The sequence below is a fragment of the Paenibacillus sp. RC67 genome, assembly GCF_030020805.1.
In the GTDB taxonomy this organism is placed as follows: domain Bacteria; phylum Bacillota; class Bacilli; order Paenibacillales; family NBRC-103111; genus Paenibacillus_S.
The window spans coordinates 3,925,514-3,939,104 of record NZ_CP125098.1 but is presented as its reverse complement, the minus strand read 5'-3'; the positions used below and the strand labels follow the sequence as shown (position 1 = coordinate 3,939,104).

Annotated in this window: 10 protein-coding genes; all 10 read left to right on the top strand. The window is 47.8% G+C overall.

Annotated elements, in window-relative coordinates; translation table 11 throughout:
• Nucleotides 1-58 precede the first annotated feature (58 nt).
• The 10 genes from QMA13_RS18040 (at nucleotide 59) to QMA13_RS17995 (ending at nucleotide 13,257) form a co-directional block, all read left to right on the top strand.
• Entirely contained in the window at nucleotides 59-1,780 is a 1,722-nt protein-coding gene (locus tag QMA13_RS18040) for an amylo-alpha-1,6-glucosidase (RefSeq protein ID WP_282943111.1), read from the top strand.
• A gap of 70 nt (nucleotides 1,781-1,850) precedes the next feature.
• Nucleotides 1,851-3,827, top strand: coding sequence for a right-handed parallel beta-helix repeat-containing protein (locus QMA13_RS18035; protein ID WP_282943109.1), 1,977 nt, complete (start codon nucleotides 1,851-1,853; stop codon nucleotides 3,825-3,827).
• A gap of 33 nt (nucleotides 3,828-3,860) precedes the next feature.
• Nucleotides 3,861-4,616 carry an SDR family NAD(P)-dependent oxidoreductase gene (locus QMA13_RS18030; protein ID WP_282943107.1) on the top strand — a complete coding sequence of 252 codons (756 nt, stop codon included), beginning with the start codon at nucleotides 3,861-3,863 and terminating at the stop codon, nucleotides 4,614-4,616.
• Nucleotides 4,613-5,407, top strand: coding sequence for a creatininase family protein (locus QMA13_RS18025; protein WP_282943105.1), 795 nt, complete (start codon nucleotides 4,613-4,615; stop codon nucleotides 5,405-5,407). Before QMA13_RS18030 ends, QMA13_RS18025 begins: the two co-directional genes overlap by 4 nt.
• A gap of 102 nt (nucleotides 5,408-5,509) precedes the next feature.
• Complete coding sequence (locus QMA13_RS18020) at nucleotides 5,510-6,523, top strand: hypothetical protein (RefSeq protein WP_282943103.1); 1,014 nt, start codon at nucleotides 5,510-5,512, stop codon at nucleotides 6,521-6,523.
• Nucleotides 6,524-6,567: 44 nt separating this feature from the next.
• On the top strand, nucleotides 6,568-8,124 hold the full coding sequence (locus QMA13_RS18015; RefSeq protein WP_282943101.1) for an FAD-dependent oxidoreductase: 1,557 nt from the start codon (nucleotides 6,568-6,570) through the stop codon (nucleotides 8,122-8,124).
• A 42-nt stretch (nucleotides 8,125-8,166) separates the two neighbouring features.
• On the top strand, nucleotides 8,167-9,483 hold the full coding sequence (locus QMA13_RS18010) for an ABC transporter substrate-binding protein (protein ID WP_282943100.1): 1,317 nt from the start codon (nucleotides 8,167-8,169) through the stop codon (nucleotides 9,481-9,483).
• A gap of 30 nt (nucleotides 9,484-9,513) precedes the next feature.
• A complete protein-coding gene (locus QMA13_RS18005; protein WP_282943098.1) occupies nucleotides 9,514-10,392 on the top strand; it encodes a carbohydrate ABC transporter permease in 879 nt (292 codons plus the stop codon).
• The gene (locus tag QMA13_RS18000; RefSeq protein ID WP_282943095.1) at nucleotides 10,385-11,215 is read left to right on the top strand and encodes a carbohydrate ABC transporter permease; all 831 of its coding nucleotides are present in this window, start codon (nucleotides 10,385-10,387) and stop codon (nucleotides 11,213-11,215) included. The genes QMA13_RS18005 and QMA13_RS18000 overlap by 8 nt, the downstream gene beginning before the upstream one ends.
• A 56-nt stretch (nucleotides 11,216-11,271) precedes the next feature.
• Nucleotides 11,272-13,257, top strand: a complete 1,986-nt coding sequence (locus QMA13_RS17995; RefSeq protein ID WP_282943094.1) for a right-handed parallel beta-helix repeat-containing protein — start codon at nucleotides 11,272-11,274, stop codon at nucleotides 13,255-13,257.
• Nucleotides 13,258-13,591 lie beyond the last annotated feature (334 nt).

Below are 13,591 nucleotides of genomic sequence, written 5' to 3'. Positions count from 1 at the left end.
GTTTGAATTGCGCGATAATTAAGGCATCAATAAAGCAATTCATAAGGGAGAGAGTTATTTGAAGAGCAAGACATGGATGCAGGTTCAACACAATATACCTAATTTGTGGATGGAAGGAGCATTGTTTGCATTTTCCGGATATGACGGACCGACGCATTCAAGCTCTCGATTTGTAGCTACAGTAGGAGCTAACGATTACAGCTTGCTGTTCCATACTCCAAAACAGAGATGGCTGGAATTTAAAGCTGCTTTTCCCGGAACCGTTCAAATTGCAACGGGTGACGTCTTCTTAGCAGACCTGGAAGCGGGTCCGCTGCTTGCAGTATTTCAGAGTTGGCACACGCTAGTTGGAACAGCTCCCGTAACCGTGGACATGCAGCTGCGTTTTGAAGAGGAAGACGGCGGTGAGGTTCGGTGGAAGGATACGCTTCTGGTTACGGAATCAGTGGATGGTCAGGATGCTGTTGTACTGCTTAGACACGAGGAACGTTGGGCGCTGGCTTACGGAAGCCGAGTGGAAGAAGCAGCCGAGCGGGCTGTGAAAGGAATGGCGTCCGATATCTGGAAGGAAGCGGAAGACCGGATGAAGTTTTATCGGCATGCTCCCCGATTGGAAGACCCTCTGATGGAGAGGCTACTGCTCAAATGCTTTAGTGTGATGAAAGTGAATACGCTTGCAGCCGAAGGAGTTATTCTTCAGCACTGGTCCACACCGGATCGTGTTCCCCATCAAGCGATGTGGCTGTGGGACTCCGTGTTTCATACCTTTGCGATGAATTGGGTGGACCCTGTGATCGCGTGGAATTTTTTGAAATCGGTGCTGGATACGCAGCAAGAAGACGGAATGATTCCACATACGACCAAAGTGGATGGGTCAAGCTCGAATATGACGCAGCCTCCTGTCCTCGCATGGGGGGTATGGGAAAATTATCTCCATACGAAGCGTAAAGCCGATTTGCGATATGCGCTTCCTCGGCTGATACACTATCTGTCCTGGGATATTGCGAACCGTGACAGTAATGGTAATGGGCTTCTAGAGTGGATGATTGAGGGCAATCCGTTATGCCGTTCCGGTGAGTCAGGGATGGATAATTCTCCACGGTTTGATCGTGCGGCTTTGCTGGATGCGGTTGATTTTTCAGTATTCGTCGCTCACGATGCTCATTATATCGGACTCATTGCAGATGAGGTTGGGGACATCGATTTAGCGAACGAATGGAAGCAGAAGGCGGCCAATGTACGCAGCCAAATTCATAGCAGCCTGTGGGATGAAAAAGAAGGCTTTTATTTTGATAGAGATATGGATGGGAATCTCTCCAGAGTGAAGGCGGTGAGCGGATTTTTGCCTTTGCTTCTGGACGGATTGCCCCCGGAGCATACGCAACGGCTAGTCTCCTTGCTTCAGGATCCGGACCATTTCCAAACGAAGTTTCCAATCCCCACCACAGCAGCCTCGGAAGCGGAGTACGGCACAGACATGTGGAGAGGACCGGTATGGATTAATACGAACTACCTCGTCTACATCGGATTAAAGAGGCAGGGAAGAAAAGTGGAAGCGGATCAACTAGCCCGGCAAACGATTCAGATGGTTCAAACTTATTATGAACGATTCGGGGTGATCTTCGAATATTTCGACTCCTCGGATCGTGTTCCTCCTATTGCTTGTGATCGTAAGGGGCCACCATCCGTTTTATATGATATAAGGAAAAAGATGGATGTGGTCCGGGACTTTCATTGGTCAGCTGCTTTGACGGCCTGTATGTTAGTGGAACTGACCTAGGAAGTTGTAGCGTTCCCCGTTATCGGTAAGCCCAAATCGATGCGTTAACAAGAGGGAAGGAGAATAAACAATGTCAAATCCAGTGAATAAACATCCCGTTTCGGAAGATGTCGTTATGCATGAGAACTCGCCAAACGAGCCTGTACAGGTATCCAAAGCTCCAATCAGCAGACGTAAACTTCTGGCTTCTCTAGGTCTTGCTGGAGTCGCAATGGCGACAAGGGGTTGGCTGTCGGGTTCGAGGCTATCCGTCGCCTATGGTAATGCTTCCGTGACGAACGCCGTCTATAACAATTCCGGCCTGTCTTTAGAGGAAACCATTGTAAGTAATCATTGCATTCCCATCTCATTGCAGGCTTTACGGCTGGAGACAGCACCTTCTGTTGACGACATCTATTATGTTACCGATGAGGGCAAACGAGGATTTTTTCACTATGATGCGACTGACACTTCTTCTCTCGACAATACAGGCACCGTTGTTGTGTCCACTGGAGGTAAGCGCTTCAAACGATTGTACGACGATATGCTGCTGTCTTCCTGGTTCGGAACCAAAGGGGATGGAGTAACGGAAGATACAGTAGCTCTCCAAAATGCTCTTAATGCATCTGTAGGGAAGAAGCTCTATATCCCGCTTCACAAAAACAATTACTATTTATCCGGGCAGCTTATTTTTCCGAGTCATATCACTATCGAATTTGAACACGGAACTGTCATTCAGGCTATCGATACCTTACTGAGGACTACTCCCTATGAGAGATTGGTTCGCATGAAAAACGTGACGGACATTATCATTTATGGCAACGGGGCGACATTTCGGATGAATAAGGCTGCTTACTCATCAGGCGAGCAAGCCCATATTTTTGACATTAGCGGCTCCTCCAATATTACGATTGAACAAATTAATGCAAATGACAGTGGTGGGGATGGATTCTATATTGGCAATTACGAAGCCACATTACCATATTGCAAAAATGTTGTGCTGCGCGATTGTGTAGCCAACAATAATCGTAGACAAGGATTATCTGTCATCAGTGTCGATGGGCTCCTTGTAGAGCATTGTACATTCTCCAATACGAGCGGAACGTCCCCTCAGGCAGGTGTAGATATTGAGCCTAACAACACGAACAATCTGGAAATGCTCAAGAATGTCAGGTTTATCCATTGTCTTTCCGAGAACAACAAAGGCCGCGGATTTGTATCGATGGTGAAGAAATTGAAGGCTTCCAACGAGAAAATAGACATACTCTTTCAAAATTGTATCTCTCGTGGCAATACTTACGGCTTTGTTGTCAGCTACGGCAATGACGCCGCCAATAGCGGGGCTCAGGGAGAAATTAAGTTCATCGACTGCCGCGCTGAAAAAGACCTGTATTGCGGCTTTGCGGAACTATCCTGCTCTGCCGAAAGCGTAAAAACTACTTATATCCGCTGTATAGCCTACAACAGCAATAGCAATAATGATCTGAATTATGAATATGCTCTAGGCTCCTCCTTTATTATTACAAGCCTCACGACCGAATCCCGACTCTCCATTGGCAATGCTTACTATTACGAGTGTGAAGCTATTGATGATCGTCTGCTCTCACAAACCTTACGAGGATTTACAACTAAGAAGAAAGTGAACGAAACCATTAAAAACATCAGTTATGTCAATTGTAAAGCTAATGGAGCCACGCTAGCTGCGTTTGAGGTTGAGCCAATTTCTGAGAATGTGCTCATACGAAATCAACCCCAACTCACGATTGCTCTACCATTATCTGGAGCAATAAGCCTATCCTACCTTGGATTTAAAATTAACAATTCCGGAGCAACGGCTGCCGTAAGCTACACACTCCCCAAGGCGAAATCGGGCCGCAGCTATACGTTCTCTGTGAACGCTCCTCTCGAAGTGAATATCATCGCAGCGTCCGGCGATGCTATCTTGACGCCAACTGGAGCAGGTATCGTTAGGTCTGGGAACATGGGCGACTCTGTAACCTTGCTGGGAAGAGCAGATGACCGGTGGGAGGTAGCTAACGCCGTCGGCAGCTGGTTTCCATTAGTCTGAAAACATCGGAATAAATGAGAAGGGGGTGAGACTATGGCTCAATTGAGTGGGAAAGTCATCCTGGTGACAGGTGCTCTGGGGAAGCTAGGTTTATCTGCCTTTAACCTGTTCTTAGAGAGAGGTGCCCGTGTGGTAGCTACAGACCTGGCCTCTCCTGAGGAGGCTAGCCTGAAGCTTGAACATACTGCTGCTTCTGCGCGTAAGACGGAATGGATGTATATGAAATCGGATGCGCGTGATGAAGAGCAAGTCACCTCGGTTCTCGAATGCATCAGGCAGCGTTGGGGGCGCTTGGACGGTCTTTATCACAATGCCTATACACAAATTTCCAAACCAGCCATGGAGCTTACCTCAGTGGAGTGGAATGCAGTGCTGTCCGGTACCTTAACCAGTACGTTTCTGGTGAATAAATATGCACTCCCGCTGATGATTGAATCTGGAGGGGGCGTTATTTTAAATACTTCATCGGTCTTGAGTCAAAAGGTGAAACCGGCTTGTCTGGCTTATGGCGCCGCCAAAGCAGGGGTCAACCAGATGACCCGAGTCCTCGCTGCCGATTATGCTAATAGTGGAATTCGAGCGAATGTTCTGCTGCCTGGGGACATCAAGACAGAGGAGGCGCTGCGTCAACTCTCCCCAGCTTTCAAGCAAGCTGTCGCTGCCCAAACACCGTTGGGCCGTTCAGGTACTCCTGAGGAAGTTTCTGAGCTGGCTGCCTTTCTGCTATCTGATGCGTCATCTTATATCACCGGTGCATTGATAACCATTGATGGGGGATTTGCGTTATGAACGATTTTCTATTTCATCATGGAACACGAGAGTCGTTAAAGGAGCAGGCTCAGGAAGGGTATGCTGTTGTTATTCCCTTGGGGGCGACGGAACAGCATGGACCGCATCTCCCCGTGTACACGGACACTATGATAGGCGAACATATTGCCCTTGAGGCGTGCAGGAAGGCTGCCAGCTCCATGAAGCTGCTCATGACTCCCATCCTTCCGGTCGGCTGTTCGCAGCATCATTTGGCTTTTGGCGGTACTTTGTCGTTCTCCTCCTCGACGTATCTTCTTTTATTAAAAGAACTTGGTGAAAGCCTCATAGCCGGAGGCTTCCGTAAAATGATTTTTCTAAATGCGCATGGAGGCAATGAGGCTTTGATGCACCAAGCAGCTCAAGATCTTGCCGTTCAGCATAACATCTGGAGTGCTTCTGCTTCATATTGGAGCTTGTCTCGAGAAGCGCTCAACGAGCTGAATGCTCAAGAGATGGGGATGGTTCCGGGGCATGCCGGGGGGTTCGAAGCCTCGTTGATTGCTTCCTTGGCCCCGCAATTAATCCAAGGTGGGCAGGACTTTATAGATGGATCTAAGCATCTCCAACGTTCATGGATACATGGAGGGCCTCCTGGTTCTTATGTCGGTAAACACCGCGAATTGACTGGGTTGGATGGTTATACGGATTCCATCCAACCCATGGACGGAGCCAAAGGAGCATCCTATTTGGATGTTATCATTGATGCAACAGTCCATTGGCTTTTGCAAGTAGATCAATGGATGAATGAAGGGGCGAAGCCAACCTCATGAACATTCGAGCGGAACGGAAAAAAGTGGCTGCCATCGTTACGGAATACCGTCCTGATTCCCATGCGGATGTCATCCTCGGAAGGCTGTTGAGTCAATTCGGATATGAGCCGCAGATTGATGTCGTTGCGCTGTACCTGGACCAGGAGCCTCCTAACGATCTGGGTAGGGGAGGCGGCCAGAATCAACGGAATCCCTATCTATGCATCGATTGGAGAAGCGATTGCCGCACCTCATGTCGAACTTCCTGTGGATGGCGTTCTTCTGATCGGCGAGCATGGTGACTATCCATGGAACGAGAAGCGTCAGAAGCTGTATCCGCGCCGTCGCTTTTTTGAAGAAACCTTCCGTGCCCTTGATCAATTAGGGCTTGTTGTTCCGATATTCAACGACAAACATCTGTCTTATCGGATTGAAGATACGGAATGGATTTATAGGGAGATTACACGAAGAGGGCTTCCCTTTCTTGGAGGTTCGTCTATTCCACATACACCACAGGTACCAAGCTACCCATCGAAGCGATTACAGAAGGCCAAGGAAATTTTCGTCATAAGCTGGCTTGGCATTGAGTCTTACGGATTCCATGGAATGGAAGTGCTGCAAGCGGCGGCAGAACAAAGAGACGGAGGCGAGACCGGCATTCATTCGGTGCAGGCACTGGAGGGAAGGTCTGTATGGGCTGCTATGGATCGGGGAGAAGTCCCCGAGGAGCTGATGGTTGAAGCATTACGAACGGTAAGCGGGTCGCTGCCGGGTCATCCGAGGGATCATGTAGATGTTCCTGTACTATTCATCATCGAATACTGCGACGGTGTAAGGGGATATGTTCTTCAACTGCAACGCTTTGTAAAGGAATGGACTCTTGCCTTTCGGGGAGCTGATGGGGAGATCACAGCAGCTCGCTGTGAAAGTGGATGGGAGCGTCCTTACAGCCACTTCGAGAAGCTTACGAAACAGATTGAGCAGATGATCCTGACTGGTCATTCTTCAGTACCAACCGAACGTACGTTTGTATCATCAGTCATGATTAACCTCGGGATGGAATCGCTTCATACAGGTAAGAAATTATTCGCATCCCAGCTTCGATCCATCCGATATTCCCCTGTGCCTTCGGTGTGAGTTCTATTAAATGATACAAAACAAAACCAAGGGGGAGATCCCAGATGAGCACTTTATCCAACTTATATTATTACAAGCCCAATCAGCAGCTCTCCGATCCACCTCGACGCATTGATGCAGACTTGTGTATTTATGGCGGTACCCCAGCGGGTGTGGCAGCAGCTGTCCAAGCGACCCGCATGGGTCTTAAAGCGGTAATTGCTGAATTCGGACAGCACATTGGAGGAATGACCTCAAGCGGCCTAGGACGAACGGATGTTGGGGATATGACCGCCATCGGTGGCATTTCCAGCGAGTTGTATGAGGCACTTGGCCGGCATTATGGAAGTGATGAGCCGGACGGTCGAACATGGGCATTAGAGCCTGGAGTAGCTGAGAGAATCTTGACGGAATGGCTGGAGCAAGCGAAGGTGGAGGTTCGCTTTGAGCAGCACTTGGACTCTGTAGAGCTGAAATCCGGTCGCATTCAACAGATAACAATGGAAGATGGCACTATTTACTCCGCTCCCATGTTTATCGACGCCTCATATGAAGGTGATTTGCTGGCTCGGGCCGGTGTATCGTACCATGTGGGCCGGGAATCCAATACCGTGTACAAAGAAACCTTGAACGGTATCCATTTTGGCCATCCGAAGCATAACTTCATGGCTTGGGTAGATCCCTACGTAGTCGAAGGCAAAATCGATAGTGGTCTGCTGCCAGGAATAACCCAGGCCGCACCGGGAGTACAAGGGCAGGGAGACGATTCCGTGCAGGCGTACAATTTCCGGATTTGTTTGAGCAGCAATCCGGAGAATCAGCTTCCTTTCCCTGAGCCGCCTAGCTATAACAGGGATGAATTCGCCTTGCTGGCTAGATACATTCATAGCGGCGTCTGGGATGCCTTGAAGCTCAATAAGGTCATGCCAAATCACAAGAGCGATTTGAATAACTGGGGTGGAGTTTCTACAGATTATATCGGACGAAATTATGCATGGCCCGAAGCGAGTTACCGGGTTCGTGAGAAGCTCTTCCAAGAACATGTTCACTATAATATGGGCATGCTGTATTTTCTGGCGAATGATGACAGCGTTCCCTCATCCATCAGAGCGGAGGTTCGGACATGGGGCTTGCCTGCCGACGAATTTCAAGCTACAGGCGGGTGGCCTCATCAGCTCTATATTCGCGAGGCAAGACGCATGATCTCTGATGTTGTAATGACAGAGCATCATTGTCGTCATTATTCCACCGTAGAGGATTCCATAGGGTTAGCTGCCTATACTATGGACTCCCACAATTGCAGACGATTAGTGCTAGAGGGTCGTTGCATCAATGAGGGTAACGTGGAAATAAGTCCGAAGGGTCCTTATCCGATCTCCTATCGAGCGATCATTCCCAAAGGAGAGGAATGTACGAACCTTGTCGTACCGGTATGTCTGTCTTCCTCTCATATTGCTTATGGTTCTATTCGGATGGAGCCTGTGTTCATGATTCTAGGTCAATCTGCGGCTACAGCGGCGGCGTTGGCACTAGAGCATCAATGTGCTTTACAAGAGCTGGATTATGGCTTGCTGCGCAGCCAGCTGCTGGCGGATCGTCAAATTCTGCAAGCTGAGATGTAAGTATTTTGATTTTCAAATTGTATTTAGAGGGAGGTCACACTCATGAGCACAAAGGCAACGGCAATTGGACTTATTGCAGCCCTATCTCTTATGGTCACTGCCTGTTCATCCAACAAGTCTACAGATGCCCCGACGAGTGGGAAACCAGTCGGAGAGGGGATGGCGGCTTCGCCCAAAGAAGTCACCGTTAAAATTGGTCTGCCAGGAGGATACGATATCACAAGCAAGCAAATCATCACCAACTTTCAAACCAAGTATCCCCATATTAAGCTGGACATCGAGGAAACGCCCTGGGGCGATTTTGTTACCAAAATCGTGACGCGTATTGCGGGCAATAATGCTCCGGATCTCTGGCTGCAAGAAAATGCCGTTGTGCTCGGGTACGGCAAACGTGGCGTTGCGGAAAATCTGGAGCCTTTTATTAAGCGGGATTTGAAGACAGACGAATATGTTAGTGCACTGACCTCTGCCAAGCTGGATGGAAAAATTTACGGCATTCCCCACGGCATTAATCCCGGTGCTCTTGCCTTTAATAAACAGATTTTTAAAGATAACAATGTGCCTTTGCCAACAGACGATTGGACCTACAACGATATGATCGAGGCTGCCAAGAAGCTGACGAAGGATACGAACGGTGATGGGAAGCCCGATATCTTCGGCTTTCAGACGGGCAACAATATTACACTCGGCTGGCTACCTTGGATGAGGGCTTATGGTGGTTCTTCCCTGGATGCAACCTTGACGAAATCGAATTTTACCGATCCCAAATCGATCCAAGGATTGACCGCGTGGGCCGATACGATCAACAAGCTGAAGATCAGCCCTACTCGTGAAGCCGCGAACACCGGCAAATTTTTTGAGAACGGGAAAGCGGCGATGACCTTCTTTCAATATGCAACCCAGGTTTCACTAAATAAGAATAAGCCGGACCTGGATTGGGATACGGTCAAAATACCAAAAGGGATGGACGGCAAGCGTTTTGTTCCGATGGTGGTGAATCAATGGGTGATGTACTCAAAGTCGAAGCCGGAAGTAAAAGAGGCGGCATGGACGTTCCTCAAATACTATCTAAGCGATGAGGGACAGAATTTGCTCTCTGAAAGCGGAACTAGCTTGCCTGTGAAGAAAACGGCTCTTGCAGAACTTGAGAAATCCACGACCAAGCCGCTGAACAAGAAGGCTTACACCAAAGGTATTGAAGAAGCGGGAGGTACCCTGGACGAGAACCCGTCTTGGAATGAATGGAGAGCCGCAGCCGGCCCGATCCTAAATGACATTATGGACGGGAAGCGGACGCCTGAAGATGGAGCCAAAGAGATTCAGCAAAAGGTTCAGCAAGTGCTTGATGACAATAAATAAACAGAATGGACATGGAAAAGGGGTGCTCGGATGCGCAAACAAGGCTTGTGGGGCTTCGCCTTCACGTTACCTTTTGTCCTGCAGCTGCTAATATTCTTCCTGTTCCCCTTCGTATTTTCTCTTTACCTGACATTTACGAAGTGGGATTTATTCAATCCACCGCAATGGGTTGGCCTGCGAAACTGGGACCAGCTGCTGCATCAGAAAGTGTTCTGGCTCTCGCTTCGAAATGTCGGCTTTTTTGCGGTACTATTTGTACCGCTTCAGACCATCGTCGCGCTATTTCTTGCGTACTTGCTTAATCAACAGCTTAGGGGTAAATCGCTGTTTCGACTCGTTTTTTTCCTGCCGGTTATCACCCCCTGGGTAGCAGGAGGCATGATCTGGCTTTGGATCTACAACAACGAATACGGATTGTTGAATTGGATCCTGCAGTCCATGGGAATCCAGCCGGTCGATTGGATCCGAAGCGGGAACTGGTGGCTCGTCATTGGTTCCATTGCTATAGTTAACATCTGGAAGGGAGCCGGGTATTCCATGGTGCTGATCTTGGCGGGCATGCAAAATATATCCAAGGAAATGCTGGAAGCAGCTAGGATGGATGGAGCCAACGGTTGGGCACTGTTTACCAAAATTACCATTCCTATCGTATCTCCCATGGTATACATGGTCATGATCTTGTCTACCATTTCCGCATTCCATGCTTTTGATGTATTCCTAGTCATGCTAGGTGATGTCATTTCCGTTGCGGACCGAAATATGGTGCCGAATATTCTCATCTATAGGGATTCTTTCCTCAACTTCAAGATGGGCAGCGCATCGGCCATGGCTTGGGGGCTGTTCTTAATCATTCTGATCATAACCATTTTCCAGAAGTTGACTGAGAAGAGGTGGGTGCATTATGAGTAAAAGCCATACGGGTCTTAAATTGGCTGCCTATCTCATCTTAGGCATTGGATCGATCCTCATGCTGATCCCATTTCTGTATATGCTTTCGACTTCCTTGACAGCGCCTGGGTCCGAATTGACACTTCCTCCCAAGCTAATGCCCGATCCGGTTGTATGGAACAACTACCGGCACGTATGGGTCGAAGTCAACTTCCTGCAGTACACCATGAACAGTATCTTTATTACAATGATGGATCTGATAGGAATGGTTGCTTCCTGTGCCATTGTTGCGTACGGACTAGCTTTTTTTGAATTCCGAGGGCGGAACCTGATCTTTCTGGCGATGCTCGGTACGATGATGCTGCCATCTCAGATTACGATGATCCCAACCTATTTTATTTGGAAATCCGTCGGTGCGCTAGACACTTACTATCCGCTTATTCTGAGAAGCTTTCTGGGAGGAGCCTTCGGAATCTTCCTTCTTCATCAGTTTTTCAAGACACTGCCTAAGGAGCTGTATGACGCAGCTTGGGTCGATGGGGCCAACCCTTGGAAAATTTTCTACACCATTTATTTGCCTCTGGCTAAGCCCGCCTTGTCGGCATTAGCGGTGTTTACATTCATCAGTGCCTGGAACAATACGTTAGAACCTCTTATTTACTTGCAGGATAAGCATATGTTTACTCTTCCTCTCGGACTGCTCTTTCTGAAAAATGAAGTGCAAAATCGGATGACACTTATTATGGCTGGTGCGGTCATAACCATCATCCCCGTCCTTTTTGTATTTCTGTTTGCTCAAAAGTATTTCGTTCAAGGGATTGCTTCGACCGGTTTGAAAGGCTAGCTTATGTCACATTTGTGAACGCCCACAAACTATAGTTGGAAAAGGAGAAATGACCTATGTCCCAACTGTCCAAAAATTCTAATGAATTTGAAGAGGCATCGGCTACGACAGACTCATCTGAAGTTAGGGAGCAGGTATCGGAGAGACCAGCGATAATGAGCAGAAGAAAGCTGTTGGCTGCGATAGGTATAGGAGGCATAGCCGCGGTTTCAACAGGGTTATGGAAAGGGACGGGACTGCATGCAGTATCTGCTCAAAGTATGTCCGTTACTCAGTCCGTATACGGTATGGAGAAAAAAAACCGCAAAAAAGAATTGCTTGAACTGCTGGATATGGATTTTTGCCTAGCCGTGAAGCTGGAGGAACTTAGGGCTGAAACGGAGCCGGACCCTCAAATGGTTTATTACGTAACCAATGAGCTTCAGGAAGGATTCTTTCGCTATGATCCTTATGACGTATCTACGCCTGACAACACCGGAACCGTACTCGCGTCGACCAATGGGAAACGGTTTAAACGTATTTACGGGGATACGATCATTGCTACCTGGTTCGGTACCAAGGGGGACGGGGTGACCAATGATACACAGGCATTGCAAGCAGCGTTGAATGCGGCTGCAAGCCATAAGCTGTTTATTCCTAAGCATAGGTCTGGATTTTACCTGACAGGACAGCTTTTCATTCCCGGCCAAATAGCCATTGAATTGGAGCCAGGGACAATCATCCAGGCAATAGACACGCTAAGTCGGGTCAGTCCTGCATATGAGAGGTTGATCCGGATAAAGACGGTTAAAGATGTATACATAAATGGCAATGGATCGACATTGCGCATGAACAAGTCGGCGTATTCGTCCGGTGAACAGGCCCATATCTTTGATATCAGCGGTTCGGAGAATGTAGTGATTGAGAATATTAATGCTAATGACAGCGGCGGCGATGGATTTTATATCGGTTATTTTGAATCGACCATTGCTTCTTGCCGTAATATCGTGCTTCGCAATTGCAGAGCGGATAACAATCGAAGGCAGGGGCTTTCGGTTATATCCGTCGATGGTCTCATCGTGGAAAACTGCCGCTTTTCCAATACGAAGGGGACGGCTCCCCAGAGCGGCGTGGATATAGAACCAAATGGACAGCTCGATTTGCTGAAAAATATTCGTTTTACCAACTGTGTAGCAGATGGGAATACAGGTCGAGGATTCCTCGTCACTTTGCTGAAACCTACCGCTAGCAGTGAGTCTATTGATATTGTATTTAATGCCTGTAAAACGAATGGCAATTCTTTCGGATTTTCTATGAACTATGGAGGAGATGGAGCGAAAGGCGTTCAAGGGGAGATTAAACTAATCGACTGCTTGGCCCAAAACGAGCAGTATGCGGGATTTTCGGATTTGTCATTTTCTGCGGACAGTGCCAAACGCTCATATATCCGATGCAAGGCGATGAATTGTAACACGGTGAATCAACCGGACGACGCATATGGATACGGTTCCTCGTTCATTATGACTACTGTGCCGGCACAAACAAGAAGCATCATCGGGAATGCCGTCTACATGGATTGTGAATCCGTAGATTCTCGTTCACAGCCTCTCATCAAGCGAGGATTTAGTCTTAAAAGAAATAAGACGGAGAATATACGAAACGTAGCCATAGTCAATTGCGCAGTCAAGGGTGGAGGCCAAAGCCTGTATTCCATTGATCCGATAACCGAGGAGCTGCATGTACAAAAGCTTCCACTGCCTGTAAAAGCGTACGCGACATCAGACACACTCACGTTGGATACCGTTGGTTTCAAAATAACCAATAGTGGTGCGACTAATGATGTGATTTTAGCGCTTCCGACAGCTAAAGCTTCCATCACCTATACATTCTATGTGGAGGCAGCCTATCGGTTCAGTCTGGCGACGCAAGCAGGACAATCCATATGGACACCTGCAGGGGCAAAATCCATTGTCGGTAACGCTTTCAAAGGAAGCTCCATTGTTCTGACCGGTCGAGCGGACGGTAATTGGGAGATCAAAAGTATGATAGGCGTTTGGCTGTAAATAAGCAAGATTTGTGTTTGAGCTAGGAATCGTGTAAACGCGTTCAAGTGAAGAAAGTCGCGTAAAATGTATCAATAATGTAAAAAAGGCTGCTTAGCAAGCCTTTTTTACATTATTACGAGTTCGAGTAAATGAAAACCAATCAGAATATTTCTGGTTGGTTTTTTTACAGTTGAAGTGCATCCATCGGGTTTCTGGACGGTAAAGGTTTTACTAAGTTCTCGTTTTTTTCTTGAAGTCATGTCGTCGGTTGTAGTGTGAATATGGTATGCTTTGTAAAAGCAGGTACGAAATACCGAATTATTGTAAATAAGATTGAATCCGCTTTCATTTC